General features: G+C 55.7%; 29 protein-coding genes, 2 tRNA genes, 1 other RNA gene and 1 riboswitch. Of the genes, 26 read left to right on the top strand and 6 right to left on the bottom strand.

Features of this window, described 5'->3' with window-relative positions:
* Positions 1–79 precede the first annotated feature (79 nt).
* The 10 genes from BN54_RS02710 (at position 80) to BN54_RS10455 (ending at position 7,730) form a co-directional block, all read left to right on the top strand.
* On the top strand, positions 80–673 hold the full coding sequence (locus BN54_RS02710) for an SLOG family protein (protein WP_019205604.1): 594 nt from the start codon (positions 80–82) through the stop codon (positions 671–673).
* A 106-nt stretch (positions 674–779) separates the two neighbouring features.
* Positions 780–1,139, top strand: coding sequence for a cell division regulator GpsB (gene gpsB, locus BN54_RS02705; protein ID WP_019205603.1), 360 nt, complete (start codon positions 780–782; stop codon positions 1,137–1,139).
* A gap of 29 nt (positions 1,140–1,168) precedes the next feature.
* Positions 1,169–1,544: RNase P RNA component class B (gene rnpB / locus BN54_RS09995), an RNA gene on the top strand.
* Between the two features lie 70 nt (positions 1,545–1,614).
* On the top strand, positions 1,615–2,286 hold the full coding sequence (locus tag BN54_RS02700; protein ID WP_019205601.1) for a response regulator transcription factor: 672 nt from the start codon (positions 1,615–1,617) through the stop codon (positions 2,284–2,286).
* Positions 2,279–3,223, top strand: coding sequence for a sensor histidine kinase (locus BN54_RS02695; protein ID WP_019205600.1), 945 nt, complete (start codon positions 2,279–2,281; stop codon positions 3,221–3,223). Before BN54_RS02700 ends, BN54_RS02695 begins: the two co-directional genes overlap by 8 nt.
* Positions 3,224–3,317: 94 nt before the next feature.
* Positions 3,318–4,085 carry an ABC transporter ATP-binding protein gene (locus BN54_RS02690; protein ID WP_019205599.1) on the top strand — a complete coding sequence of 256 codons (768 nt, stop codon included), beginning with the start codon at positions 3,318–3,320 and terminating at the stop codon, positions 4,083–4,085.
* A complete protein-coding gene (locus tag BN54_RS02685) occupies positions 4,075–6,021 on the top strand; it encodes a hypothetical protein (protein ID WP_019205598.1) in 1,947 nt (648 codons plus the stop codon). The genes BN54_RS02690 and BN54_RS02685 overlap by 11 nt, the downstream gene beginning before the upstream one ends.
* Positions 6,022–6,067: 46 nt before the next feature.
* Complete coding sequence (locus BN54_RS02680) at positions 6,068–7,201, top strand: THUMP domain-containing class I SAM-dependent RNA methyltransferase (RefSeq protein ID WP_019205597.1); 1,134 nt, start codon at positions 6,068–6,070, stop codon at positions 7,199–7,201.
* Positions 7,202–7,219: 18 nt separating this feature from the next.
* Positions 7,220–7,504 (top strand): hypothetical protein, encoded by a 285-nt coding sequence (locus BN54_RS02675; protein ID WP_019205596.1) that lies wholly within the window; start codon positions 7,220–7,222, stop codon positions 7,502–7,504.
* 97 nt (positions 7,505–7,601) lie between these two features.
* The gene (locus BN54_RS10455) at positions 7,602–7,730 is read left to right on the top strand and encodes a hypothetical protein (protein WP_019205595.1); all 129 of its coding nucleotides are present in this window, start codon (positions 7,602–7,604) and stop codon (positions 7,728–7,730) included.
* 53 nt (positions 7,731–7,783) lie between these two features.
* On the opposite strand, the gene BN54_RS02670 is transcribed toward BN54_RS10455, so the two are convergent.
* Complete coding sequence (locus BN54_RS02670; RefSeq protein WP_040469703.1) at positions 7,784–8,137, bottom strand: hypothetical protein; 354 nt, start codon at positions 8,135–8,137, stop codon at positions 7,784–7,786.
* A gap of 2 nt (positions 8,138–8,139) precedes the next feature.
* Complete coding sequence (locus BN54_RS02665) at positions 8,140–9,021, bottom strand: LysR family transcriptional regulator (RefSeq protein WP_019205593.1); 882 nt, start codon at positions 9,019–9,021, stop codon at positions 8,140–8,142.
* Between the two features lie 86 nt (positions 9,022–9,107).
* Here BN54_RS02665 and BN54_RS02660 point away from each other — a divergent pair, with 86 nt between their 5' ends.
* The 16 genes from BN54_RS02660 to BN54_RS02590 all read left to right on the top strand — a co-directional run bounded on the left by BN54_RS02660 (position 9,108) and on the right by BN54_RS02590 (position 22,841).
* Complete coding sequence (locus BN54_RS02660) at positions 9,108–9,416, top strand: MGMT family protein (protein ID WP_019205592.1); 309 nt, start codon at positions 9,108–9,110, stop codon at positions 9,414–9,416.
* 59 nt (positions 9,417–9,475) lie between these two features.
* Positions 9,476–9,712, top strand: a complete 237-nt coding sequence (locus BN54_RS02655) for a cytochrome b5 domain-containing protein (protein ID WP_019205591.1) — start codon at positions 9,476–9,478, stop codon at positions 9,710–9,712.
* Between the two features lie 316 nt (positions 9,713–10,028).
* A complete protein-coding gene (gene pxpB, locus BN54_RS02650) occupies positions 10,029–10,742 on the top strand; it encodes a 5-oxoprolinase subunit PxpB (RefSeq protein ID WP_040469702.1) in 714 nt (237 codons plus the stop codon).
* Entirely contained in the window at positions 10,742–11,758 is a 1,017-nt protein-coding gene (locus tag BN54_RS02645; RefSeq protein ID WP_019205589.1) for a 5-oxoprolinase subunit C family protein, read from the top strand. The genes pxpB and BN54_RS02645 overlap by 1 nt, the downstream gene beginning before the upstream one ends.
* A gap of 36 nt (positions 11,759–11,794) precedes the next feature.
* A complete protein-coding gene (locus BN54_RS02640) occupies positions 11,795–12,226 on the top strand; it encodes an acetyl-CoA carboxylase biotin carboxyl carrier protein (protein WP_019205588.1) in 432 nt (143 codons plus the stop codon).
* Positions 12,198–13,559, top strand: coding sequence for an acetyl-CoA carboxylase biotin carboxylase subunit (locus BN54_RS02635; RefSeq protein ID WP_019205587.1), 1,362 nt, complete (start codon positions 12,198–12,200; stop codon positions 13,557–13,559). Before BN54_RS02640 ends, BN54_RS02635 begins: the two co-directional genes overlap by 29 nt.
* Positions 13,560–13,561: 2 nt before the next feature.
* Positions 13,562–14,311, top strand: a complete 750-nt coding sequence (locus BN54_RS02630; protein ID WP_019205586.1) for a LamB/YcsF family protein — start codon at positions 13,562–13,564, stop codon at positions 14,309–14,311.
* Positions 14,312–14,356: 45 nt separating this feature from the next.
* Complete coding sequence (locus tag BN54_RS02625) at positions 14,357–15,571, top strand: NRAMP family divalent metal transporter (protein ID WP_019205585.1); 1,215 nt, start codon at positions 14,357–14,359, stop codon at positions 15,569–15,571.
* A 108-nt stretch (positions 15,572–15,679) separates the two neighbouring features.
* On the top strand, positions 15,680–16,609 hold the full coding sequence (locus BN54_RS02620) for an FAD:protein FMN transferase (protein ID WP_019205584.1): 930 nt from the start codon (positions 15,680–15,682) through the stop codon (positions 16,607–16,609).
* Positions 16,610–16,632: 23 nt separating this feature from the next.
* Positions 16,633–16,739: riboswitch (TPP riboswitch) on the top strand.
* Between the two features lie 87 nt (positions 16,740–16,826).
* The gene (gene thiM / locus BN54_RS02615) at positions 16,827–17,597 is read left to right on the top strand and encodes a hydroxyethylthiazole kinase (protein ID WP_019205583.1); all 771 of its coding nucleotides are present in this window, start codon (positions 16,827–16,829) and stop codon (positions 17,595–17,597) included.
* Positions 17,590–18,390: a bifunctional hydroxymethylpyrimidine kinase/phosphomethylpyrimidine kinase gene (gene thiD, locus BN54_RS02610; RefSeq protein ID WP_019205582.1), complete on the top strand. Its 801-nt coding sequence runs from the start codon at positions 17,590–17,592 to the stop codon at positions 18,388–18,390. The genes thiM and thiD overlap by 8 nt, the downstream gene beginning before the upstream one ends.
* A gap of 5 nt (positions 18,391–18,395) precedes the next feature.
* Positions 18,396–19,055: a thiamine phosphate synthase gene (thiE, locus tag BN54_RS02605; RefSeq protein WP_019205581.1), complete on the top strand. Its 660-nt coding sequence runs from the start codon at positions 18,396–18,398 to the stop codon at positions 19,053–19,055.
* A 76-nt stretch (positions 19,056–19,131) separates the two neighbouring features.
* The gene (locus BN54_RS10185) at positions 19,132–19,293 is read left to right on the top strand and encodes a hypothetical protein (protein WP_019205580.1); all 162 of its coding nucleotides are present in this window, start codon (positions 19,132–19,134) and stop codon (positions 19,291–19,293) included.
* Between the two features lie 352 nt (positions 19,294–19,645).
* Positions 19,646–19,719 (top strand) — tRNA-Pro (locus BN54_RS02600).
* 62 nt (positions 19,720–19,781) lie between these two features.
* On the top strand, positions 19,782–22,679 hold the full coding sequence (locus BN54_RS02595) for a YfhO family protein (RefSeq protein ID WP_019205579.1): 2,898 nt from the start codon (positions 19,782–19,784) through the stop codon (positions 22,677–22,679).
* Positions 22,680–22,769: 90 nt separating this feature from the next.
* Positions 22,770–22,841, top strand: a tRNA-Gln gene (locus BN54_RS02590).
* Positions 22,842–23,088: 247 nt separating this feature from the next.
* On the opposite strand, the gene BN54_RS02585 is transcribed toward BN54_RS02590, so the two are convergent.
* The 4 genes from BN54_RS02585 to BN54_RS02570 form a co-directional block, all read right to left on the bottom strand.
* Positions 23,089–23,295, bottom strand: coding sequence for a hypothetical protein (locus BN54_RS02585; RefSeq protein WP_155818253.1), 207 nt, complete (start codon positions 23,293–23,295; stop codon positions 23,089–23,091).
* A 173-nt stretch (positions 23,296–23,468) separates the two neighbouring features.
* A complete protein-coding gene (locus BN54_RS02580; protein WP_191976435.1) occupies positions 23,469–23,927 on the bottom strand; it encodes a hypothetical protein in 459 nt (152 codons plus the stop codon).
* A 179-nt stretch (positions 23,928–24,106) separates the two neighbouring features.
* A complete protein-coding gene (locus BN54_RS02575; RefSeq protein ID WP_040469700.1) occupies positions 24,107–24,436 on the bottom strand; it encodes a hypothetical protein in 330 nt (109 codons plus the stop codon).
* A gap of 168 nt (positions 24,437–24,604) precedes the next feature.
* A complete protein-coding gene (locus BN54_RS02570) occupies positions 24,605–25,273 on the bottom strand; it encodes an Rpn family recombination-promoting nuclease/putative transposase (RefSeq protein ID WP_268869340.1) in 669 nt (222 codons plus the stop codon).
* Positions 25,274–25,399 lie beyond the last annotated feature (126 nt).

Here is a 25,399-nt window from a genome sequence, read left to right as displayed (position 1 = left end):
CTCCCTTCGCTACTTGGTATATTATATCATTAGGCTGGCAATTAGTTACAGTTACGGAACGGTTACACGAGGAAAATTTATGCAACGATTATGGGTAAGTGGGTATCGCGATTATGAATTGGGGTTGTTTGATCCGGCAGCGCCAGAAATTAAAGTGATTAAACGGGTCTTGCAAGAGCGCATTGGGGCCTGGTTAAATCAGCAAATGGAGCCGACCTGGCTGATTACCGGACCCCAAGCCGGGGTGGAACGCTGGGCGCTCGAGGTGGGCCTGACTTTAAAGGCTGACTATCCGACCTTGCAGTTGGGGATGGTGCAGCCCTTTGTGGGGGTCGGGCAAAATTGGCAGCCGGCCCGGCAAGCGGCCTTGCAACAGATGCAAAGCCAGGTTGATTACCTGGGCACGCTCAGCCAGCAGCCTTACCAGGGTCCACAGCAATTGCGGGATTACCAGGCCTTTATGCTGGCCCATTCCGATCAATTGCTCTTGGTCTTTGACCCGGACCAAGATGAGCAAAGCGAACGGCACGCCAAAAGCTACTATGATTACCAAGCGGGCCAACGCGCCGTTGCGGCGGGGACTTATCAAATGGAATTAGTTGATTTTGATGACCTGCGCGAAGCCGGGGAAGCCTTGGCTGAAGAAGAACGAGAACGGCGCGGGGAATGGTAAGTTCCCAAGAAAAGTTAATTTTTTTAACTGGGCCCTTGTATTTAATCGGATTTCTGGTACAATTATTTTCGTATTGACGAATAAGTACAGTAAATGAGGTGTTGAAATGGATAACATTAAGTTTACTCCCCAAGATATTTTGCATAAGCAATTTAAGGAAAAGAGTATTGGGAAGGGCTACGATGTTGATGACGTTGATGGCTTCTTGGATGATGTTATTAAGGATTATGACACCTACAACAAAGAAGTAGCCCGCTTACAAGACGAAAACGAACGCTTGAAAGCCAAGGTTGACGAATTGAACCGTCAATTGGAAATTGGTTCTTCGATTGGCGCGGCGTCGCCAGCCAGTCAGCCGGTTGTTTCGTCAACGACCAATATGGATATCCTAAAGCGGCTGTCCAATTTGGAACGGCGGGTCTTTGGTTCCCAATTAGGAGACGATGGGGATTCCCATCTGCTGTAGTTCGTTAGTTGACAATTGAATTTTTTGCAGGTTTTGGGTAATCGAGCGCAGCCTCAGTTGCGTTAGGAAGGTCCATGCTCGCACGGGCTGCGATGCCCGTAGTGTTTGTGCTCGCTGAAAAAATAAGGCGGGGCACCGAGCAATCGGTGACGGCGGAAAAAACGGCTAAGGCTTTTGGCTAGGTCCGAGTATTCCTGAAAAGTGCCACAGTGACGAAGCAAGTTGGGAAACCAACTTGGTGGAACGCGGTAAACCCCTCAAGCGGTAAACCCAAACTACGGTCGGGGAGCTTTGGATAGCGAATTGAAGCGATTCCAGGGGAGCAGTTATTAACTGCTGAGATAGATGATTACCACGGTCTAGGTTGGCCTGAACCTAGACTTCGACAAAACATGGCCTACAGAAATCTGCAATTAGGCAGCCCGGTTTCGACCGGGCTTTTTTCTTACATTTCGAAAGAAAGTGGGGGAAGGCAATGACCAAGATTCTGATAATTGAAGATGATCCACAAATTATTGCGACCATGACTGCCACGCTGCAAAAGTGGCAATATCAAGTCGCCACCGTCCAAGACTGGCAGCACGTCGCCCAAAGGGTGGATGAAACGGTCGCCTTGGTGCTGTGTGACATTACCTTACCCAGCTTTGATGGTTTCTATTGGATCCAAACGATTCGTCAAACCAGCGCGGTGCCGATCATCGTGATCTCCGCCGCGGCAATCGATGATAACGTAATGCACGCGGTCGCGGCCGGGGCCGATGATTACCTAATGAAGCCCTTTTCGATGACCGTGCTGGTGGCCAAGATCCAGGCCCTCTTGCGCCGCCGCCAACAGGCCAGTCCGCAATACCGCCTGGGGGCGGCAACTTTAAATCCCCTGACTAATGAATTGCGCCAAGCTACGCAGGTTGTGAAGCTCTCCCCCACCCAGGCAGCCTTGTTAAAACTTTTATTGGCGAAGCCTAATCAGACGGTGACCAAACAGGAGCTATTGGAGCTCTTGTGGCAGGGCGGGGAATACTTAGACGAAAACACCTTAAACGTGAATATTTCGCGGCTGCGCCGAAAATTAGCGCAATTAGACTTAGCGACTGCCTTACGGACGGAGCGCGGGCTGGGCTACCGGGTGGTGACAGGCGATGCGTAAGTGGTGTAAGGAAGCCGCGCGCTTGACGATTGGTTACTGGCTTTTGCTGGGGTTACTGGCGCTGCTGTGGTATGTCTACCGTTTGCCGGGGACCTTATTTGCGGATTTGGTCTGGAATTCGCTGTGGCCGGTGCTGGGCTGGGTGGCCTGGCGGCTTTGGCATACGAAGCAGCGGCTCAAACAGACTAACTTAATTCCCCGCACGCTGGTGGAAACCGAGCTGACTCGGCGCTTGGCCCAAGCCAAGCGAGATCATCGCCACCAGCTGTTGCAACTACAAGCCCGCCAGCGGCAAGAACTCGATTATGTGGACCGTTTTGCCCACGAGATTAAAAACGCCTTAATGGCCTTGGAAGGGCTGACGGCACAGCCAACGGTTGCTTCCGCCCCCCTGAAGCCGGTCCTCTACCAAGCCAACCGTAATTTAGACCTCTTGTTGAACGCGGAGCGCCTGCAGTTTTTGACCAACGATTTCGCCTTTGAATGGCTTGATTTGACCGCCCTGTGCCAAACCGTCGTCCAAAGTTTGGCCCCGCTGATGATTGCCCAGCAATTACGGCCGCAGTTTGCCATTGGAAACGTCAAGGTCTTAAGTGACCGCAAGTGGTTGACCTTTATCGTGACCCAATTGGTGACCAATGCGGTTAAATACTCCCCGCCGGGCCGGGTGGTCACCTTTGCTTGGCAAGCTTCGACCCTGCAAATTATTGACCAGGGCCCCGGGGTGGCGCCCAGTGATTTGCCCCGCGTCTTTGAAGCCGGCTTTACCGGTCAAAATGGGCACCAAACTACCCGCGCCACGGGGATGGGCCTGTATTTGGCCCAACAAGCGGCCACCAAGATCAACCTGACGCTGACCCTGGTCAATAGCCAGCCCCACGGCATCAGAGCGGAGGTTCATTTTCCCGCCGCGCACGTCAAACTTACCAAACTGTAAGGGTTGTGACCCACCTGTAAGTAGGCAGGGGGTCCCAGCCCTTTTATAATGAAGAAAACGACGGCGCGTGACGTCGAACAAGGAGGAACTTGAAATGACTTTATTGACGCTTGAACACGTGGCCCGGACCTTTGGGGCCAATACCGCCCATCCGGTCCATGCGCTGCGTGACGTTTCATTTACGGTTGATGCAGGGGAGTTTGTGGCGATTATGGGCGAATCGGGGGCCGGCAAATCGACCCTCTTAAATTTATTGGCGACCCTGGATCAAGCCACGGCCGGTCAGCTCCGCTTGCAAAATCAGGACTTAGCCCAGCTGAGTGCGGAGCAAGCCGCGAAGTTTCGGCGTGATCACCTGGGCTTTGTCTTTCAAAGTTTTAATTTATTGGATAGTTTGACCAACCGCGACAATATTTTCTTACCGCTGGTTTTAAAACGGACGCCATTAGCGACCATGCAAGCCCGCCTGGCGCCCTTAGCGGAACAACTGGGCCTGCAGGAACTGCTGGATCGCTATCCCCAGGAAATTTCTGGGGGCCAAAAGCAACGGGTCGCGATTGCCCGGGCCTTGATTACGCAACCAGCGTTGTTGTTGGCCGATGAGCCGACCGGCGCCCTTGATTCTAATACCAGCCAGCAGATTTTGGCGATTTTTAATCAGGTCAATGCCCAGGGGCAAACCATTTTGATGGTTACCCACAGTGCGGTGGCTGCCAGCTATGCCCAACGGGTCCTCTTTGTTAAGGACGGGCGGATTTACCACGAGCTGTTTCGCAAGGAGCAGTCCAGTGCGGCGATGCAAAGTCAAATCAATAACGCGATGCTGACCTTAAGCAAGGGGGGCGTGGCAAATGATGATTAAATTATTGGCCAGCCTCTGGCAAGCCCACCGGCGGATTTACTGGCCGGCCTGGTTGGCGACGGTCGTCCTCGTGGGCCTTAACTACTTGTTGTTTGCCCTGGCGAGTGATCCCAGCCTGCGTCATTTTGGCTTTAGCAGCTTGACCAATGCCCTGTTGCAGATTGGGGTCGTCTTCATCGTGGCTATTACGCTGGGCTTTTTAGGTTACGCGGATAATTTCTTGGCCAAGGCGCAGAGCCGGGCCTTTGGCTTGTATCGGATGCTGGGGATGACGCACTGGCAGTTGGGCGGGTTGATGAGCTTGGATCGGTTTAGCTTTCTGGCCACGGCCGGGCTGGTGGGGGTCTGCACCGGGACGATTTTCACGCGGCTGGCTGGGCAGGTCTTATTGCGGCTGATTGACGGGACGGCGATTCACTTGGCGTTTTGGTCGGCCCGGGGGACGGCTTCGACCGCGGTCGTGCTGGCACTTGGCCTAGTGGGCTTAATTGTGGTTAACCTCTGGCGGCTGCAGCAGGTCAGTCCGCAAGCTTTATTTACGACCGGCCAGTTGGAAAAGGCGCCGGCGGCTAAAAAGCCGTGGCTCAGTGGTAGCCTGGGGCTGCTTTGCTTAGGGCTGGCTTACTGGCAGGCGATCAGTGTCAAACCATCAATGGCCGCCCTGGTACAATTTATGGGCGCGACGTTGCTGGTCGTGATTGGGACTTACTTGGTCTTTATGGCCGGCAGCATTTTGATTTTGCGCCAGTTGCAAAAGTGGCCCCGGTGCTACTACGAAAGTCCACGCGGGATGATCGCCATTTCTGGCTTATTGACGCGGATGCGGGCCAACGGGGCCGGCTTAGCCACGATCTGCCTGCTGTGTTCCGCCGTGATGGTCCTGTTGTTTGGTTCGCTGAGCCTTTACGTCGGGCGGAGCCGGATTCAACGCTTGTGGAACCCGGCGGCCATCCAAGTCGTGACCCCGCTCAAGCAACGCACCCAAGCTCACCAAACGGTCGTGCGATTGGCCGACCGTCAAGGGGTTGCCGTCCGGCGGGTAGCAGACTATTCGATTACGGTGCCCCAGTATGGCAAAATCACCGGGGCGAAGTTTTCGACCCAACTGGGTGGGGCGGCCTCCAATACGGCTACGCTGATTTTGATTAGCCGTCAGACCTATCAACGCCTGACCCACCATCCCGTGCAGTTAGCGGCCAATCAAGCCCTCGTCTATTCCCCGGGGCAGGCGGTGCCCAGCAAATTGAAGGTGGGGGAGGTGACCTACCACTTACACCGGCTGGCGCATTTTAAGTGGGGCATCGACCCGACCCACTCGATTTTTCCGCCGATCTACTTGGTGGTTAACCAATTGCCGGCCCAACTGCCCCAGCTCAGGGTGCAGGCCTTTGACTACCAACGGACCTTACCAACCACCAAAAAGTTGGCCTTTGAACAAAGCGTGACGGCGGCCTTACCAATGGCTGACAACAGCTACTTGTCAATGCGCCAGACGATCAAGACCTTTTTGAATGGCCTCACCGGGGGCACGATTTTTGTCGGCTTTTTGATCAGTTTGGCGATGCTAGTTACAACGGCGATTGTGATCTACTTTAAGCAGTTCACCGAGGGCATGGCTGATCGCCGCCGGTTTGTGACGATGCAAGCGGTGGGCTTGACGCCGCTGGAAACGGCGGCCGCCATTCGGACTCAGGTGCTGGCCGTCTTCTTGCTGCCCGTGGGCGGGGCTCTGCTGAATTTGGCGGTGGCCTTTCCGGGGATCCGCAATATCTTGAAGCTCTTTAGTATGTATGACGGGTGGTTGGAGCTGAAAATTGCGGTCGGTGTAGCGGTCTTGTTGCTGGTCATCTACCTGAGCGTCTATGCGGTGACGACCCGCTTGTACCAACGAGTTGTTGCTTCAGGTCAACCCACGGCTGGGGATGTGGTAAGATAGTAGGTGATTACAGTCCGGGATAACCGGACGATTGAGAGGTAAAAATGTGCAGAAGTATCAATTGATTGCGACCGCCGCGGCGGGTGTGGAAGCCTTGGTGGGCAAGGAATTACGGGAACTGGGTTATCAGACCCAAGTCGAAAACGGCCGGGTCCGCTTTGAAGGGACGATGAGCGACGTCTTGCGGACCAACCTGTGGCTGCGGATCGCCGATCGGGTGAAGATCGTAGTGGGAGAATTTGATGCCCGGAATTTCGATGAATTGTTTGAACAAACCAAGGCCTTAGCCTGGGAAGACCTCTTGCCCCTAGACGCCAATTTCCCGGTGGAAGGTAAGAGTCACCACTCCCAACTGCACCACGTGCCGACGGTCCAAGCAATGGTAAAAAAGGCGATTGTCGAACGGCTCAGTCAGGTTTATCACCGGCGGACCCTCTTGCCGGAAACCGGGGCGACCTACCCGCTGGAGGTGGCGATTGCTAAGGATCATGTCTTATTGACCCTGGATACCTCGGGCAGCAGCCTCTTCAAGCGCGGCTACCGTCAGGCCAAGGGGGGCGCCCCCCTGAAGGAAAATCTGGCTGCGGCCCTGGTCAGCTTGGCCCACTGGTTCCCGGACAACCCCTTTGTCGATCCGGTGTGTGGGTCGGGGACGATTCCGATTGAAGCGGCGCTGATTGGCTACAATATTGCCCCGGGGCTTAACCGCGAGTTTGCGGCCGAACGGTGGGTCAACCTGGTTCCGGCCGGCTTAAGCGATGACCTGCGCGATGCGGCGCTGGATGCCGCCGATTATGATGTTGAATTAGACATTACCGGCTATGATATTGATGGGCAAATGATTGAAATTGCCAAAGCCAATGCACGGGCGGCCGGCTTATCACAAGCCATCACCTTTAAGCAATTGGCGGTTAAGGATTGGCACACCGACAAGCTGAACGGGGTTTTGGTCGCCAACCCACCGTACGGGGAACGGCTGAGCGATTTGGCCAGCGTCCGGGAATTGTACCGGCAGATGGGGCAGCTCTACCGGGCGATGCCAACCTGGTCTAAGTATATCTTGACCGCCGATTTGGAATTTGAAACTTACTACGGGGCCCCAGCCACCAAGCGACGCAAGCTATACAACGGGGCGCTGCGGACCGACCTCTTCCAGTACTGGGGTAAGCGTCAGCGTTAAGCAGAAAGGAAGCGGACGATGTTAAAAATTGGTCCTAAATTTGTCACCGGGTGTGTCATCAGCATGTTGGTCATGAACGCGGTGGGGCTGGGGGCGACCTTGGCCCGCCAGGGGATGACCGGAGCGAGCTTCGGGTCCGTTGCCGGCTTTCTATTTGAGAACGGGGTATTGCTGGTGGTCTACTGGCTCGTGCAACGGACGGGCCCGGCCGTTAAGGTTTACTACTGGTGGACGCTGAGAGCTTTTGGCGTGGCCACCATTTTAACGGCGGTTGACCTGGGCCTTCGCTTGGCCTGGGGGTAACGGTCCTCGTGATAGGGCGGACCGATTTCGCGGCATTGGAGCTGAAAATGTGGTATCCTCAAGTTAATAAAAGCGTTTTCTTGAGGAGGAAAAAGTGATGACTAATAAACATTTACACCAATTAGGCTTAGTCGTGGCCCTGGGTTCGTTGGTGATCAACGTCTGCAGCTTGGCTTACCATGCGAAGCACCTTTGCCCCTGTCAGGCAGGCCATTGCCGGCACTAGCATTAGTAAATAAAATGGGAACCGCCCGTTGGGGGTAGTTCCCATTTTTTGCTTTAATCGGTTTCGGGCGTAATCGGCAGCTGACACAGGGTAGGCAGGGCCGCAGCAGCCTGGGCCGAACGGACTTGATATTTAATGCCGGTCGCGCTGACGTTGAGCGCCTGCCAAAAACGATTGGCGTCAAAGGCGGTATCAAACGCGTTTAACAACAAACTGAGGTCTTTGACCTGCCGCCGCCGCTGCTGTAGCGTTTGCAACGCGACGATCAGCCCGGGAGCATCAATTTGGGCCAGCGGAGTAAACTCAACAGCGTGCAAGTAGTCTTGGGTCACTTCCCGGTCATAGTAGGCCAGGTCGTGGTCGACAGTGGCCTTTAGCGCTAAGGCATCCAACACGTAGCTTGACAAAACTAGCTGAACTGTTCCTGCAGTGTTTCGGCAAAGGCATCGTTAATCAACGTCGTCATCTGCCGCTTCCAAAAGAGAAAGTAGGGTTGGTAGATGGGTGCGTGGTGTGGGTCAGTAAAGGGCAGGAGTTTAATAGCGGCGGGAACGGCGGGATGATTGCTGAGCTGATCGGTCAACAGCCAGCCCTGGTTGGCCGCTACCATCAGCCGGGCTTCGCGCAGGCTAGTCGCAAACCGCAAGGGACTGGTAATCCCGAGGGCTTCGCGGTAGTAGCGAATTTCGCCGGCCTCTTGATCCGAAGCAGCCAGGATGTAACAAGGGAGCGCGGCCAACTGCGGGGCGGTGACCGGCCCGGTTAAGGATTGGTTGGCCGAGACTTCGACCATCTTTTGGGTGGTGATGATCCGCCGGCTGGTGTAGGCTTCGGATTCAGGGTGGCGCTGGTCGTTAAAGACCAGGTCGACCTTTTCTTGCCGCAAGGCGTCAAACAGTTCTTCGTGGTTGCCCAGGGTAATGCTTAATTCTAAGTGGGGATGTTGCTGGTTAAAGCTGGCGACCGCCTGATTGAATTCCGGGCCGATGTAGGACCGCACGCAGCCGATCGTCAGGTGGGTAGTGTTGGTGTGGCCGACGCTGATCGTGCTTTCCTTTAATTCCTTGGCCTGGGCTAAGAGCTGGGGCGCGTGGCGGTAGAGGTATTCGCCGGCGGGGGTGAGGGCGAAGCTGCGGTGTTGGCGGACCATTAAATCGACGCCGAGATCCTTTTCCAGGGCCTGGATTTGCTGGGAAATGGCCGATTGCGAAATATAGGCTTGGGCTGCGGCCTTGGTGAAACTGTTATTTTCAACGACTTTGACGAAGTAATCGAGCTGACGCAAGAGCATACTTATTTATCTCCTTAAAAGTAATCCTTGCTCATTTTAGCGGATTGGTATTAAAATGCAAGCAAAAAAACGGCGGAGGAAGCGAAATGACAACTGTTTTAAATGAACAATTGATTGACCAAGTCCTGACCCAAGTGGCCTTGATTCCGCGCGGGAAGGTGGCGACTTACGGGCAGCTTGCCAAGCGGATTGGTCGGCCCCGTCACGCGCGTCTGGTGGGGCGGATTTTAGGTACTGCGCCCCAGGCTGTGCATTATCCCTGCCACCGGGTGGTGACGGCGACCGGGCGTTTGGTACCCGGCTGGGCGGAGCAAGCGCGCTTGTTGGCCGCCGAGGGGGTCAGCCTGCGCGATCCGACCCATGTCGCCTTAAAAGCTCACCAGTGGCGAGGTTAATAATTAACGTGGAAAGCGCTTAATGTTATAATAGGTAAAAATAAAGGAGGATGAGCAACATGACGGAAAAAACCTTTACCTTAGCACAGTTAGCCCAATATGACGGCCAAAATGGCCAACCAGCCTATGTCGCCGTGGATGGAGTCGTGTACGATGTCACCAACAGCCCAGCTTGGCCGAATGGGCGCCACCATGGCAATCAAGCCGGCCAAGACGTAACCAAGGCTTTACATGAGGACTCTCCCCACGGGGCCAAGAAGTTAGCCTTATTGCCGGTCGTGGGGAAGTTGGTCTAAGCAAGCGCAGTTGAATACCCAAAGCCCGGGAACCAAGTGAACAGTCGATGGTTTCTGGGCTTTGTTTTTTATCAAAAAAAATTAAGTTTGTGGTTTTAGAAAGTGCCGACCGGCGGTTTGATTAGAAAAAATAAGTCGGTTCGCCAATTTAACTTTGAAAGGTTAAGTGAAAATTGGATAATTAGGTGGTGATTAGGGGTTCAACTTTGACAATTTAATCGTCACCCCCTAAAATTAATCTATTCTCATAAAAAATTAATCAAACCAACGCGGACGAACCGAGGTCGGCACGGAAAAAAGCAAGGAAGGTGAAGGAATGGATTATCGAATGATTCCAGTGGGTGATCAGGCGGTCGCCATTGCAATGGGGACGACGATTGATCCGGCGGTCAATCAACGGCTTCAAACCATCGGGCAGGCGGTGCTGGCGGCCCATTTACCAATGGTCAAGACCGTGATTCCGGGGTATGCAACGCTGACGGTGACTTTCAACGGGCAGATGGCCACGACGGAGATGGTCATGAAAAAGCTGACGCCGTTGATTGACGCGGCAATGCAAGACAAACTGGCGCCCCACCAAACCTGGCTGATTCCGGTCTGTTACGGGGGCGAATTTGGGCCGGACCTGGCCGATGTAGCGGCCTTTGCCAAGTGTAGTGCCGAGGAAGTGATTGCCAAGCACACCAGCCGGGATTACCTGATTTACTTTATGGGCTTTTTGCCGGGCTTTGCTTACATGGGTAGTGTCGTCGATGAGATTGCCATGCCCCGCTTGGCCGAACCCCGCTTAGAAATTCCGGCCGGCAGCGTCGGGATTGCCGGGGCCCAAACGGGCTTTTACCCAGTGGCGTCCCCGGGGGGCTGGCGCATTATCGGCCAGACCCCACTCAAGCTCTATGACCCGGCGCATCCGCAAAGCTTCTATCACGCGGGTGACTTGATTCGTTTTCAAGCGGTATCAGCGGCGGAATTTGCGACGATTAAGCAAGCCGTCGCGGCCGGGACCTACCAACCAAAGGGGGTGGCGTAATGGCTTATTTGCAAATTTTAAAGCCGGGGATCCAAACCACGGTCCAAGACGCGGGGCGGCCCCAGCACCAACGCGATGGCTTCCCCGAATCTGGGAGCATCGATCAGGGGGCGGCCCGGGTGGCCAACCTCTTAGTCGGAAATGCCGAACAAGCCGCGGTTTTGGAATTTTCCTTGCTCGGCCCGACGATTGAGTTCAGCGCGCCCACCTTTATCGCCCTGACTGGGGCGGAATTTGCGACCGACCTCAACGGCGAACCACTGGCGGCCAACCGGTGCTGGCAAGTTCAGACCGGCGATGTCTTGACGATTGGTAACGCGACGAAAGGACGGGTCGGCTATTTGGCCGTCGCCGGCGGGATCCAGACCCAGCCGGTGCTGGGCAGCCGCTCGACGACGATGCGCTTGCACTTAGGCGGCCTCAACGGTCAGGCCCTGGCGGCGGGGGATTTACTTCCGGTCAAGCGCCAGGTCGTCTTGCCGAGTTACTTCCACCGCCACTTGCCAGCCGAGCGCCTGCCGGAGCAAGCTACGCCAGCCGAAATCCGGTTGCTCAAGGGGCCGCAGTGGGACTGGTTTGATAAAGCGACCCAAACGGCGCTCGTGGACAGTGAATACGAAATCAGCAATCAAGCGGATCGGATGGGCTACCGACTGACGGGGCCCAAGTTAACGGTGCCCGAGCGCAGTCTCTTGTCCACCGCGACCGTGCGCGGGGCGTTGCAAGTCCCAGCCAACGGGCAGCCGATTGTCCTCTTGGCGGACCGCCAAACGACCGGCGGTTACCCGATTATCGCCGTGGTGGCGACGGTTGACCTGGGTTATTTTGCCCAGTGCCAGCCGGGGCAAAAGGTTCGCTTTAAGCTGATCGACTTGCCAACAGCGCAAACCTTATTGGCCGACGTCCGCCAGCCGCTTGATGAACTGGAACAAACGGTAATTACGGGTAAATACAAGCCACCGTACGGGATCAGCCGGGTGGCCAGCCAGCGGATTGCTCGCCTGTTTGAAGACTGATGGTTGGCAGGGTGAAAATTAGAAGGGGTGACCAAGATGAAAATTGATCAAGCAGCGATTGAAACTTTAACCAAGCTGTTGGAAGGCAGTGAATTAACCGAGTTGGAATACCAACAGGGCGATGAAAAAATCAAATTGAAGAAGGCGCCGGCTCCGGTCGTCGAAGCAGTGGCTCCAGTGGCCATGTCAAGTGATGACCAACCAGTTCGCGCCCCGCGGACCGACGTGGTCGAAGGGCATACGATCAACGCTCCGACGGTTGGGATCTTCTATACTGCTAAGTCGCCACAGGAACCACCGTACGTTCAAGTTGGCGATGAGGTCAAGCAAGGCCAAATCGTCGGCGTGATTGAAGCGATGAAGGTCTTTACCAACGTCGTCGCCGATGTGGATGGCGTCGTCGAACGGGTCCTGGTCAATAATGAGGAGGGGGTTGAATATGGACAACCACTTATTCAAATCCAGTAATTCGGTCAGTAAGTGGCCCTTTCACAAGGTCCTGATTGCCAACCGTGGCGAGATCGCGGTGCGGATCATTCGGACCTGCCGGATCTTGGGACTGGAGACGGTCGCGGTTTATTCGGCGGCGGATGCCGAGGCCTTGCACGTTAAGTTGGCCGATGAAGCGGTCAGCATTGGCCCGGCCAACGCTGAACAAAGCTACCTTAACATTGCTGCTTTGATTGGGGCTGCGCAGTTGACCGGGGCGGATGCGATTCACCCGGGCTACGGCTTTTTATCCGAAAGTGCTGATTTTGCCCAGGCCTGCCGGGACAACCACATTAAGTTGATCGGTCCCAGCCCGGCGGTGATTGAAATGCTGGGGGATAAAGAAACCGCCCGCCTAACGATGAAAAAGGCCGGCTTGCCGGTGGTCAAGGGGAGCCAAGCGGTCGTAACGACTTTAGCGGAAGCCCGCGCCCAGGCCAATCAAATTGGCTACCCGGTGATGCTGAAAGCCAGCGCCGGTGGGGGTGGTAAGGGGATGCGGATCATTAATTCCGTGACCGATTTGACCCAGCAGTTTGCCACGGCCCAAGAAGAAGCGGTCGCCTCCTTTAACGACAACCGGATGTATTTAGAACAATACCTGCCGGCCCCGCGCCACATTGAAGTCCAAATCATCGCGGACCGTTATGGGCACGCGGTTGCCTTAGGAGAACGGGACTGCACGATCCAGGCCCGCCACCAAAAGGTGATTGAAGAAGCGCCGGCCGTCGTCTTGCCGGCTAACGTCCGTGAGGAAATGTTGCGGCGTTCTGAGCAGGCGGTCAGCCAGCTGAATTACGAGGGGGTCGGGACGATTGAATTCCTCTACAACCCCGACGGCAGTTACTACTTCATGGAAATGAACACCCGGATCCAGGTTGAACACCCGGTCACCGAGCTGATTACCGGGACCGACCTGGTGGAAATCCAGCTCCGCTTGGCGGCGGGGGCCGAATTGAGCACCCGCCGGCCCCAACCGTTTGGCTTTGCCCTGGAGTGCCGGGTCAACGCCTTAACGCCGGGGCAAATTACCGGCTTGCACCTGCCGAGTGGGCAGGGGGTCCGGATTGAATCGGCCCTCTACCAAGGCTACCGGGTGCCGACCAATTACGACGGGATGATTGCCAAAATCATCGTCTATGGTGACCGTCGCCAACGGGTTCTCCAGCAGATGCAGGCCGTGATTGACGAGACGGTGATCAAGGGGATTAAAACCAACTTGGATTTATTGGAACAAATTCTACAGGAACCGGATTTCCAACGCTTGGCGACTGACGTCAACTGGCTGGATAATCGCTCAAAGGGGGAGTAAAGATGGTCGCAATCGATTTAAACAGTGATTTAGGGGAAAGCTTTGGCCGCTACACCGTCGGTAACGATGAAGCGGTAATGGGCTTGATCACCTCGGCCAACGTTGCCTGCGGGGTACACGCTGGGGATCCCGACGTGATGGCCCAGACCGTGGCGGTCGCGGCCCAGCGCGGGGTCGCGATTGGGGCCCACCCCGGTTTTCCAGACCGGCAGGGCTTTGGTCGGCGCTATTTGGCAATGGCCCCGCTGGAAGTTGAACACCTGGTAACCTACCAGGTCGCGGCCTTGGCGGGCTTTACCAAGGGTCACCGCCTTCACCACGTTAAGCCCCACGGCGCCTTGTACAACGCGGCGGCCAAGGATTACGATTTAGCCCTGGCGATTTGCCGGGGGGTCAAGCAGTTTGATCCCGGCCTGCCCCTGTACGGGCTGGCGGGCTCGGCCTTGCTTCAAGCAGCGGCCGAAGTTGGGCTGCCGGCGCGTTCGGAAGTCTTTGCCGACCGGGCCTACCAGGCGGATGGTTCCTTGGTGCCGCGCGGCCAGGCCGGCGCCGTACTGACGGACGCCCAGCAGGTGGCGGCCCGGACCGTGGCGATGGTGGAAAACCAAGCCGTGACCGCCATTACCGGGGAAACGGTCCCGTTGCAAGTCGATACGATTTGTGTCCATGGCGATAACGAAGCCGCCCTGGCCCTGGTTAAAGAACTGCGGGCGGCGATGCTGGCCCAAGGGATTGAAATCAGCGCGGGTTAAATTTAGCTTAATGCAGTTGGTATAAGAAAGAACAGAGGTGATACAATGCAAAACGGACGTGATTTATCGGCGGCTAGCCGCCACGCCGCCGTCAAGAAGGCGGCGATCGGGGGCGCCTTTTTGATGGCGATGTCAGCGGTCGGCCCGGGCTTTTTGACCCAAACGGCGACCTTTACCCAGGCCGAAGGGGCCAACTTCGGCTTTGCGATTTTAATTTGTATTCTGGTTGATATTATTGTTCAGTTAAACATCTGGCGGGTGATCGTCGTGGCCGGCAAGCGGGCCCAAATGATTGCCAATGACGTGGTCCCGGGCTTGGGCTACCTGCTGTCCGCCCTCGTGGCCCTAGGGGGCCTCTTCTTTAACATTGGGAACGTTGCCGGGGCCGGTTTAGGGTTGAACGTGTTGTTTGGCATTCCCGTCGCGGCCGGGGCGATTATCTCGGCGGTAATTGCCATCGTGATTTTGATCGTGCGCAACGCCTTGAAGGTCGTCGACTGGACGGTCCAAGCCCTAGCGGTGATTGCGGTGCTGGTCTTGGTCTACATGTTGTGCGTGACTAAGATTCCGTACGCGACGGCGGCGGTTCACACCGTTGCGCCAACTAAGATTGACTTCTACTCGATCCTGACGATTGTCGGTGGGACCGTCGGGGGCTACATCTCCTTTGCGGGGGGCCACCGGCTCCTTGAAGGTGGCGCTAAGGGCCAAGCTGATTTGAAGTACGTCAACTTGGGGGCCTTGACCGGGATCGGGCTGGCTTCCGTCATCCGGGTGATGCTGTTTTTGGTTGGGCTGGCGGTCGTCGTGGCCGGCACGACTTTAGATCCAACCAACCCCGCGGCCTCGATCTTTAAGACCGCGGCGGGGGCCTTTGGCTACAAGTTCTTCGGCCTCTTGCTGTTTGCGGCCGGGATGTCGTCGATTATCGGCTCGACCTTTACGTCGACCTCCTTCTTGGATTACGCGGTTAGCGGGCGGTCGGTCAAGTACCGTGATGCTTTGACGATTGGCTTTATCGCCTTTGCGACGGTGGTCTTTGTCTTTATCGGCCAACCGGCTAAGGTGCTGGTCGTGGTGGGGGCCTTGAACGGCTTTATCCTGCCGATTGCCCTGGCAATCTTGCTGGTGGCATCTGGTCGCCAAAAGATCATGGGCGCGGCTTACCGCCATCCGCTCTGGTTAGCGATCACCGGCTGGATCGTGGTCGCTTTCATGGCCTTTGCCAGTGTCAAGACGGTGATTGGTTTCTTCGGTTAGTGTTATTCGGCGGGGCGGGTGCGGCCCGCCTTTTTTAATGCTTTGCAAGCGGGCTGGCCTGGGGTACACTGGAAACAACGACTTACCAAAAGAAAGGAAGGACGGCAAATGATGGCAACCCGCCGGGTCCACTTGATGGGGACCGTAATTGACGTACAAATTGATGATCCTAAGGGGGAGGCGCTGGCCGATTCGGTGGTCGCGCGGCTGAAACTATACGAACACCGCTTCTCGGCCAATGATGAGGCGGCCGAATTAATGCAGGTCAACCACCAGGCCGGCGTGGCCCCCGTTGCAGTGGCCCCAGAATTATTTGACTTGATTGCCCTGGGCAAAAAGTACAGTTTAAGGCCGGACGGCAATCTCAATATTGCCCTCGGTCCGCTGGTTAAACTCTGGCACATTGGCTTTGCCGATGCCCATAAACCTAGTGATGAACAGATCCAGGCCCGCCTGGCCCTGACGGACCCGCACCAGATTGAATTGGATGCTCAGCGGCAAACGGTCTACTTGACCCAACCGGGGATGGAGCTTGATCTCGGCGCGCTGGCCAAGGGCTACATTGCCGATTTGCTGACCGATTTTTTGCGCGCCGCGGGGGTTAAGTCAGCCTTGCTGAACCTGGGCGGCAACGTTGTGGTGATCGGCGGCAAGCGGACCAATGCCGATGGTAATTGGCACGTTGGCCTACAAGATCCAGCCCAGCCGCTGGGGACTTACCGGCGGGTCTTGAATTTGCGCGACCAATCGATCGTGACCTCCGGGATCTACCAACGGAATTTAAAGGCGCACAATCATTTTTACCACCATATTTTTGATAAGCACACTGGCTACCCAACCCCGGCCCAGATTACCAGTCTGTCGATCATCTCGCCCCGCTCGGTTGATGGGGAAATTTGGACAACGATGCTCTTTGGCCAGGACCGGGCGACGATTGAACAAACGGTGGCCCAATTGCCCCAAGTCCGGGCGATCGTGATTGATCAGGCCGGACGACTAACCCAGTGCGCCGGGCCCGGCGCAGTTGCCGTGATGTGAAAAAAGGGTTATAATTAAACCAATTTAAGTAACTGGAGTGCCCGTGGTCCGGGCTGAGATGTACGCAAACGTACGGATCCATTGAACCTGGGAGTTAAGACTCGCGAAGGGACGTTACCAAGCCGATCAAGTAGTGATCGCGCGTTGCGGGTGAGTTGACTCATCGCAACGCGTTTTTTCGTTTCCCGGCCTGGCCGTTCCGGAAAGGAAATGGCAAATGGAAGTTCAATTAATTACTAGTCTGCAGCAGCGGCGACCGCTAGTGTTAGCGGTCACGAATTTTATCACCGCCGGGGCCGTCGCTAATTGCCTCAGTGCGGCAGGAATGTCGCCCTTGATGCCGAGCGACCCGGCCGAAGCCGCGGAATTGGTGGCCTTGGCGGATGCCGTGGTCGTCAATATCGGCTCGGTTGGGGCCGAACAAGCGGCCCTCTTACGGGCCGTTGTTACCGCCGCGCGCCAACTCAAGAAGCCGTTGGTCCTGGATCCCGTGGCGGTCGGGGCCAGCCAGGCGCGCCGGCAGCTAATCACCGAGCTTTTAGCCGGCCCGGTAACCCTGATTCGGGGCAACGCCAGCGAGATTGCGGTTTTGGCGGGGGCGACCAGCCATGGTCACGGGATTGACGCGGGGACCGAGTCCAACTTGGCCCAGGTGGCAGCGGCCTGTGCCAAGCGCCACGCTTGTCTGGTCGTTTTGTCGGGCCCGGTCGATTACGTCAGTGATGGCCAGCATACCAAGGCGCTGCCTGGCGGCAGTCCGCTGATGCCCAAAGTGGTTGGGACCGGGGATATGTTATCGGCCTTTTTAGCCGGTTGCTTGACCTTGCCAATGGCCCCCTTGACGGCGGCCGAATTAGGGACGGCCTACTTTGGTCAGGCCGGCGCCCAGGCGGATGACGGGCAACTTGGGCACTGGCTGAGCAATTTTCTGACGGTGCTCGCTCAAGCCCCACACGACTTTGGAAAGGCGGTGCAGACTAATGACTAAGCCACAATTTCCCCAGGCCCTCTCAATCGCGGGTTCTGATTCCGGTGGTGGGGCCGGGATGCAGGCGGATTTGAAGACGATGCAAATGCGCCACGTCTTTGCGACCACTGTCTTGGTAGCAATCACGGCCCAAAATACCCGCGGCGTCCAAAGGGCCCAGGTCCTACCCCCGGCCATGATTGATGCTCAGTTTGCTGCTTTGGCGGAGGACCTCCAAATTAAAGCAGTCAAAACCGGGATGTTGGCTGATTCCCAGACGGTCCAAACGGTGGTCCAAAACCTGCAGCGCTACGACTTTGGTCCGCTAACCGTTGATCCGGTGATGATTGCCAAGGGTGGGGCGCCGCTCTTGGCTGATGAGGCCGTGGCCACCGTCCGCGACCAGCTCTTGCCGCTGGCCACTTTAGTCACGCCAAATTTGCCCGAGGCCGAGGTTTTAACCGGCCAAAAGATCCGGACGGAAGCCCAGATGCGCCAGGCGGCTGAACACTTGCAGGCCCTGGGAGCGGCCAATGTCTTGGTCAAGGGTGGTCACTTGGGCGCAGACCAAGCGGCGGTGGATTACGTCTTACTGGCAAACGGACGGGACTTTTGGCTGACCAGTCCGCGGGTGGCGACCGCTAATACCCACGGCACTGGCGATACGATCTCTGCTTGCATAACGGCGGAATTAGCCAAGGGGGTCGACTTGGCAACGGCGATCCGGGTGGCCAAGGCCTACGTCACGGCGACGATTCGGGAAGGCATTCAAATCGGGCACGGTCACGGCCCCTTAAATCATTGGGCGGTGTAGTAAAAATGAGATTTGAAACCACGATGTTAAAGGCCTACTTGGTGGGCGGGAGCCAGGATACCCAGGGGCAGCCCGCTCAGCTGTTAGCCAAAGTTGAAGTCGCCTTGCAAAACGGCATTACCATGTTTCAGTACCGGGAAAAGGGACCTGGCGCTTTGACCGGGGGAGCTCGGATCCAGTTGGGACATCGGTTGCGCGCTCTATGTCGCCAGTACGATTGTCCCTTCGTGGTCGATGACGACCTCGCCCTGGCCCGCGAGCTGGGGGCGGACGGGATTCACGTCGGCCAACGCGACCAGGGAATTGAAACGGTGCTCGCGGCCGCCCAAGCCGCGGGGCTCTTTGTCGGCTATTCTTGTGCGACGGCGGCCCAAGTGGCGCGGGCCAATCAATTAGCTGGGGTGGCCTATGTAGGCAGTGGACCAGTCTTTCCGACGGTTTCGAAGGCGGATGCCGATCCGGCCCTAGGGGTTGCGGGGCTAGCGGCGTTGGTAGCCCAAAGTTACCATCCGGTCGTGGCGATCGGGGGACTTAACGCAACCAATTTAGCCACTGTCTGGACCACCGGGGTGGCCGGGACGGCGGTGATTTCGTTGGTGCTGGGGGCCCATGATGTGGCCAAAGCGACGCGTCAATTTGCCAATTATGCCAAAATTAAAAGTTAAAAATCAGCCGAAACCGCGTATATATAAAGTAGGGCCTTTAAAAGGGGACCTACTTTTTTCGTTGGGAGGAAATGACATGCAGGAATTTACCCATTGGTTGCAGTTGGCCAGTCAGCCTGGGGCCAGTTTGGCCACCGAAAAGCAATTACAACAACAGATGGTACGCTTGGGCTTTGATCGAAGTGATTTTGAAGCCCTTTTAGCGGTGGTGGTGGAATTGCGGGTTTGGGAAGTTTAGGTAGTTAATCCAATTCGGGGTACTTGTTATCACGGCTTAAGCGCATTTAGACGCCCAGCTCAGCAGAAGAGATGGGCGTTTTGAATTGTCGCGGGACTTTGCCAAAATTTAACCAGCCCCCGCCCAGCGGTCTGGTATAATAGAGCCGGTGAGCTTTCGGGGGCGGGGGGCAGTCCGTCCCCTGTCACCGGCACGCTGCGCCTACCAGTGTTCCAGCGGAAACGACGGCCCTGCTGGGGTAAATTTTGCGGTGGGGAAGCGAGCTTAAAAAAATTAACAAAAGTGGTTGACATTTACCCTGGTGACCGGTAATATATTTAACTGTTGTCAGGTAATGACAAGGACTTCATTTCGGGAAATAGCTCAGCTTGGTAGAGCACCTGGTTTGGGACCAGGGGGTCGCAGGTTCGAATCCTGTTTTCCCGATTCATCAACGGCCGTGGTAAGCAATTACCACGGCCGTTAATTTTTTACCAAGGGGAATTACGATGGAATTTTCATTTGCCCAGCCTAAGCAGCGCCGGGTCTATCTGCTGTATAGCCTGGTCTTTATTTTAATTGCGGCTTGTATGTACGGCACCTACCTGGTGACGGGCAACAGCTTGATTTGGAATAAGGATCCGCTCAATCAGCACGTCCCGCTCTTGATTGAATATCGCAAGGCCGTCTTACACTTTTTGACCCACCCGTTGGGCCCGCACCAGTGGTGGTCCTGGCGGATGGGGCTGGGGTCGGATACCTTTGCGATCTTTTCCTATTACACGATCGGGGACGTCTTTGCCTACCTGGCCCTGTTGTTTCCGGCTGGCAAAATGGTCTTGGCCTACCAGGTGATGGTGGTGCTGCGCCTGTACTGTGCCGGGCTGGCCTTTGTCTGGTTTGCCCGCCACTTTAAGCTGGCCGACTGGGTGATCGTGGCCGGGGCGGTCGTCTACCTGGTTAATTCTTACCTGCTCTACGCCAGCTTAGCCCAGCCCTTTTTTACTACCACTTTCATCCTGTTCCCGCTTCTAGTCGTGCAGGTCGAACGAATCCTGCAGGGGGGCTCGTGGTGGCCACTGGCCGGAGCCTTTGTCTGGATGCTGGTCAATAATTACTACCTGGCCTACGTGCTGGGGATTGGCACCTTCTTGTTTTTGGTCTTGCGGGCGCTGACCCATTACCGGGGGCGCTTGGACTACGGGGTTACCATTTTGAAGCTGGGCTTGGCAACGGCGACTAGTCTGCTGCTAAGCGCGGTCTTGTTAGTACCAGAAGTTTTGACCGTCATGAATTCCACCCGGGCCGGTTCGACCTTTGCCAATGGGCTGACGACCTACCCGGCGTATTACTACCTCTTTTTGCCCAAGGCCTTGATTAACGGCGGCCAGTGGTCTTTTATGTTCTGGGCGGCGCTAGGGATTGTTTCCTTTGGCTTCTTGGCCCTGGTCTACGTTTACTTGCAGCCCAAACGTTATCCGTTGTTGGCGCTCAGCTTGGCCCTCGCCTTGGTAATGCTTTTGATTCCGGCGGTTGGCGCCTTTTTCAATGGGCTGATGGCGGCCTCGAACCGCTGGACCTTGCTGATTTATTTGCCGATTGCCATGGCGGTCTGCTTCCTTCTCCAGCACGTCGGTGAATTGACCCGCCACCAGCTGCTGGTAATGTCGTGGGCGACCGCGGTCTACCTGCTGGTCGTCTTGGCCACGTACTTCCTTAAAAACGATGCGGCCCTCTTTGTACCGTTGACCTGCCTGTTGGGTGGCCTGCTGTTGTTGTGGCTGATTCACGCGGGGGTGGTGGCCCACCCGGGGCGGTGGCTACTGGCCTTGATCTTGGCCAACGCCGGCTTTAACGCCATTTACGCCGCCTTTCCGTACAACGGGGACTTCGCCAGCGCGATGCTGCCGCGCGGCGCTTACCAGCGTTTGACCACCCAGCGTTACGGGGGCTTGGAAAAGGGGCTGAGTAAGCAGCCGACCTACCGGGTTTCGACGCTCAGCCAAAATGACATTGTCAGCGACGTCTTGAATGATAATGACTTGACGACTGGCATGCACAATATCGATTCCTACTACTCGCTGCAAAATCAGTACCTCGGTCAGTTCAGCCAGGACTTGCAAAACACCCAGTACCAGGCCAACGTCCCGCTGCGGCAGGTCGATGACCGGAGCGTCTGGCTGAACTTTTTAGGGGTCAAGTATCTCTTTGTCCAAACCAACGGCGCTAACGCAACCAAGTGGCCGCAGGGGTATTTCTTGGATCAAGCGACAGCGCCCCAGTACGATTACAATGCCAAGCAACCAGCGGGGGCGACCAAGAAGGAGGATCTGCCGCCGATCCAAACCGTCCGGCTCAAGAGTCAGCAAAACTTCCCGCTCCTGTATTGGCAAAGCACCGCCATCACCCCGGCTCAATACCGCCAGTTGGGGCCGACGGCTAAGGAGCGGGCACTGGCCAGTGGGGTGGTCGTTGCAGACCACGTGGCTCAAAAGCTGACGCCGGCGGATTTAACGGGTAACGTCGTCAAGCTCAAGAGTCAGCTGATTTCCAACCGCTTTAACCAGGTCAACCCGGCGAACTTGCACTACCGCGACGCCGAGGAGACCTATCAGCTGGTCTTACCACAATTGACCAACAAACAATTCGCCAAGCGACTTAAGGAAAGTGAGCTCCACGTCGAATTTCAGACGATTAAGTATCAGCCACTGACCCTCAAGCAGCAATTAGCCGCGGAAATGGCCCATGCTAAGCAAACCGCCAATTTTAATCCCGGCGCGGCGCTCAACGAAAAATCGGTCTGGTACAAGTACTGGCGCTACCACCTCATCAATGGTTCGCCCGACATCAGCTATACCCTGCAGCTGACCAGCAAGTACGGGACCGAAAAGATCAGCCAGCCCAAGCAAAGCGTCCTGTCCTTCTTTAAGGTCGTCAAAAACGGGACGATGAACGTTGGCTACTTTGCCAAGCACTTACCATCTGAGTTGACCTTTAAGCCGACTAAGCTCGGGACCTACCACTTGAAGTACCAGGTGGTGGCTGAGCGGCTGGGGGCCAAGTACCAGGCTGAGGTAAACCAAATCCGCGCTCACGGCCTGAAAAAGCTGCACTTTGCGCCGAATACGGTCAGCGGGCGGTTGACGACCGATCGTTACGGGGTCTTGACTTCCTCGATTCCGTATTCCAAGGGCTGGACGGCGACGGTTGATGGGCACCCGGCCCAGGTCTTGCGAACCAATACCGCCTTTGTCGGCTTGGCCCTGCCGGCGGGGGAACACCGGATCAAATTGACCTACCACGTCCCGGGCTTAAAGGTGGGGGCCCTTATCAGCCTGTTCGGGCTGGCTTGGACCGTGCTACTGGCCGGGATTACCTGGTGGGTCCGCCGTCACCGGGCCGCCTAGACCAAAAATGTTAAAAAAGTTGGGATGAACCCTTGCAATTACCGCTGGATTTGCTATACTAATGAAGTCGTCAAATGATGACTTACAAATTGGGCTATGGCCAAGCGGTAAGGCAACGGTTTTTGGTACCGTCATGCGCTGGTTCGAATCCAGCTAGCCCAACTCATTGAAGCGATCAGCAGAGGCTGGTCGTTTTTTTCGTGTATGAAGTTGCTTGTTAATGAAAACGCTTTTAGTAAGTTTAGTTTTACTAAATCGTATTATACTAAAACTAGTTATACTGAAAATAAGTAAGTAAAAATGACAATGAGGTTAGCTACAACCATGGTTAGTTACAGAGTATGGGGGAACTAGTTGTAACCGAAAAGCGCCCCAAGCGAGGATTCAATGCTCGCTTGGGGCGCTGGTGTTAATAGGGTCTGGCAACGACTAGCTGCTCATAATATTTCTGGGCTTCAGCCTGGGAAATGGACTGCGCATCGGCGATCATGGCGACAATCTCTGGGGCAGGCATTCCACGTTTTTCTAACGCTTTAATCAGCCCTAATGTGTTTTTATTCCGTTCTGCTTCCCGGTTCTTGCGCAACTCCCGGCGCCGTTCGATTTGTTCTTTCATAAACCTCGCCTCCCGTTGTTTATCGGCGCGGATCTCTTGCACTTCCGCGTCTACTGCGGCAATAAACTTATCTTTAGTATCAACGGTTCCCCGGGTCATGTCAATTGAGTCGGATACGCTTAATAAATGTGCCCCAAGCCACGATCGGAAGTAGGTGGCTTGGGGCACGTGACTTAACTGGCAACGACTAGCTGGTCATAGTATTTCTGGGCTTCAGCTTGGGAAATAGCTTGCATGGTGGCAATGGTTTGTACTACCTGTGTTTCCGCCATCCCTTGACTTTCCAGTGCCTTAATCATATCAAGGATTGTGTTGCGACGTTCTTCTTCTCGGTTCTTGCGCAACTCCCGGCGCCGTTCAATCTCTTCCTTCATAAACCTCGCCTCCCGTTGTTTATCGGCGCGGATATCTTGGACCTCCGCGTCTACCGCGGCAATAAACTTATCTTTAGTATCAACGGTCCCGCAGATCATGTCAAGAAAAGGGCGGATCTCAGTGGCATGTTCGTAATCTTGCGCTTTGGTATTAAAGACGACCATCGTCCTTAAATCTCCGGCGGTAATTTCGGGGTGCCACTTTTCGCGGAATTCAAATTGATAGCGGGCCAAGCCCCGTTGGTAGGTAGTAGTCAAAGTTGCAGAAAAAGATTACGTAAGTCGGGTAGTTGGCCAACTTGTCGTAATCATCGCCAATATTCAAAATTTCCTGGTCCATCAGCTCTTGGTACTCGCGTATCCGGAAGGGCAGGTTATGCTCGTTGACCATTTGCGGCGGTAGCTGACTGGAACCTGCCGTGCCGGCAGAACCCTAGTCAGCCTCGCGAGGGCAAGACGACGAAATCGATTGCTGTGCAATCACGATTTCTGTCTTGCTCCTTTTCCACGGTATAAGTCCTGTTCTGATCATCCCGCGCATACACATCAATCCGAATTCCCTTGGCCGTCGGGGTCGACTGGATCGTATGCTGAGGATCGGCGTCTTTGACCCACTGGATCGTCAATTCCGGTAGTGCCCGCCGGAGCAGTTCGGCGCACAAAGTCGGATTGGTCATCACCGTTCCAAAGATCGGGTCGTCTTTGATCGTTTTGCGTTGCCACTCGGCGCGCAGGGCTGCGCGTTCCTGGGCTAAATTCTCTGGCATCATGTTCGCCTCCTGTCGATTTTTCGAGGAGTGTTACCCCTCTACTTTATATATACGTCAAAAGGGAGAATTCTTAACTTTTTAATTTGCGGGCGCCTTCAAAAAAGATGTGCCAAGGGGTAGAAAAAATCCCCCCGCCGCGGGGTAAGTGCGGGGCGGAGGGCGGTATTACTTGGACAGCATCAATTGATTATAGTACTGCCGGGCTGCTAACAGGGACAGCTTCCGGGCTTTTGCAATGGTGGTGATGATTTGCTCTTTCGGCATGCCTTGTTCGGCCAAAGTTTCGATCATCGCCGACATGGCTTGGTCCATCCCTTGTTCTTTCGCCTGTAATTCCGCCCACTTGGCGTCTTGCGCAGCTAAATTGTAACGCATGGCTTCCCGCCTCCATTTCTTATTTTGTTTCGCTTTTCGTTGTACCTGCTCTAATTTTAAAATAAGTGGGTCACTGGGATCAACTGTGCCGTCCCGAATAAAGGCGCACAAGCGGCGGAGGGCCGGGGCAGTTGTCTCCTCATCGCTGGCGGCATTGATAAAGAGGTAGTTGACCAGGGACGGCAGGCGCTGCTGGTCGGCATGCTCGGAGTACAGCCGGTGGTGATCGACCTGGTGGTGGCCGCCGAAGGGATCAAACATGGTAATAAAGATCACGTAGACCGGCCGTAGCCGCTGGTAAAAATCACCTTCCTCGAGCTGTTCGTCAATCATCATCGCCTGGTAGCAGGCCGCCCGCTTTAGCAGGTCGTGGTGGTTGATGACCTGCATCTCCAAATCAAGCCGGCGGCCATTTTGGTCTTCGGCAAAGATGTCCAAGCGAAAGCCCCGCCCGCCGATTTTTAACCAATTTCCCGCCGGGAGACATACGACATATCTGCAGATTTACGCCACGTCGCCGGCAAACCCGCGTCAGATCAGCCTTTTGCGCCAACTGGCCGTCCCGCGGACCTGGCGCAGATTTCT

The organism is Limosilactobacillus ingluviei str. Autruche 4, assembly GCF_000312405.1.
GTDB classification, from domain to species: Bacteria; Bacillota; Bacilli; order Lactobacillales; family Lactobacillaceae; genus Limosilactobacillus; species Limosilactobacillus ingluviei.
The sequence above is the reverse complement of the archived record's forward strand: the minus strand, read 5'-3'. Positions and strand labels throughout refer to the sequence as shown.

Coding starts and splice junctions, on each gene's coding strand:
- BN54_RS02710 (WP_019205604.1), top strand. CDS start 80: ATGCAACGATTATGGGTAAGTGGGTATCGCGATTATGAATTGGGGTTG.
- gpsB (WP_019205603.1), top strand. CDS start 780: ATGGATAACATTAAGTTTACTCCCCAAGATATTTTGCATAAGCAATTT.
- BN54_RS02700 (WP_019205601.1), top strand. CDS start 1,615: ATGACCAAGATTCTGATAATTGAAGATGATCCACAAATTATTGCGACC.
- BN54_RS02695 (WP_019205600.1), top strand. CDS start 2,279: ATGCGTAAGTGGTGTAAGGAAGCCGCGCGCTTGACGATTGGTTACTGG.
- BN54_RS02690 (WP_019205599.1), top strand. CDS start 3,318: ATGACTTTATTGACGCTTGAACACGTGGCCCGGACCTTTGGGGCCAAT.
- BN54_RS02685 (WP_019205598.1), top strand. CDS start 4,075: ATGATGATTAAATTATTGGCCAGCCTCTGGCAAGCCCACCGGCGGATT.
- BN54_RS02675 (WP_019205596.1), top strand. CDS start 7,220: ATGTTAAAAATTGGTCCTAAATTTGTCACCGGGTGTGTCATCAGCATG.
- BN54_RS10455 (WP_019205595.1), top strand. CDS start 7,602: ATGACTAATAAACATTTACACCAATTAGGCTTAGTCGTGGCCCTGGGT.
- BN54_RS02665 (WP_019205593.1), bottom strand. CDS start 9,021: ATGCTCTTGCGTCAGCTCGATTACTTCGTCAAAGTCGTTGAAAATAAC.
- BN54_RS02660 (WP_019205592.1), top strand. CDS start 9,108: ATGACAACTGTTTTAAATGAACAATTGATTGACCAAGTCCTGACCCAA.
- BN54_RS02655 (WP_019205591.1), top strand. CDS start 9,476: ATGACGGAAAAAACCTTTACCTTAGCACAGTTAGCCCAATATGACGGC.
- pxpB (WP_040469702.1), top strand. CDS start 10,029: ATGGATTATCGAATGATTCCAGTGGGTGATCAGGCGGTCGCCATTGCA.
- BN54_RS02645 (WP_019205589.1), top strand. CDS start 10,742: ATGGCTTATTTGCAAATTTTAAAGCCGGGGATCCAAACCACGGTCCAA.
- BN54_RS02640 (WP_019205588.1), top strand. CDS start 11,795: ATGAAAATTGATCAAGCAGCGATTGAAACTTTAACCAAGCTGTTGGAA.
- BN54_RS02635 (WP_019205587.1), top strand. CDS start 12,198: ATGGACAACCACTTATTCAAATCCAGTAATTCGGTCAGTAAGTGGCCC.
- BN54_RS02630 (WP_019205586.1), top strand. CDS start 13,562: ATGGTCGCAATCGATTTAAACAGTGATTTAGGGGAAAGCTTTGGCCGC.
- BN54_RS02625 (WP_019205585.1), top strand. CDS start 14,357: ATGCAAAACGGACGTGATTTATCGGCGGCTAGCCGCCACGCCGCCGTC.
- BN54_RS02620 (WP_019205584.1), top strand. CDS start 15,680: ATGATGGCAACCCGCCGGGTCCACTTGATGGGGACCGTAATTGACGTA.
- thiM (WP_019205583.1), top strand. CDS start 16,827: ATGGAAGTTCAATTAATTACTAGTCTGCAGCAGCGGCGACCGCTAGTG.
- thiD (WP_019205582.1), top strand. CDS start 17,590: ATGACTAAGCCACAATTTCCCCAGGCCCTCTCAATCGCGGGTTCTGAT.
- thiE (WP_019205581.1), top strand. CDS start 18,396: ATGAGATTTGAAACCACGATGTTAAAGGCCTACTTGGTGGGCGGGAGC.
- BN54_RS10185 (WP_019205580.1), top strand. CDS start 19,132: ATGCAGGAATTTACCCATTGGTTGCAGTTGGCCAGTCAGCCTGGGGCC.
- BN54_RS02595 (WP_019205579.1), top strand. CDS start 19,782: ATGGAATTTTCATTTGCCCAGCCTAAGCAGCGCCGGGTCTATCTGCTG.
- BN54_RS02585 (WP_155818253.1), bottom strand. CDS start 23,295: ATGAAAGAACAAATCGAACGGCGCCGGGAGTTGCGCAAGAACCGGGAA.
- BN54_RS02575 (WP_040469700.1), bottom strand. CDS start 24,436: ATGCCAGAGAATTTAGCCCAGGAACGCGCAGCCCTGCGCGCCGAGTGG.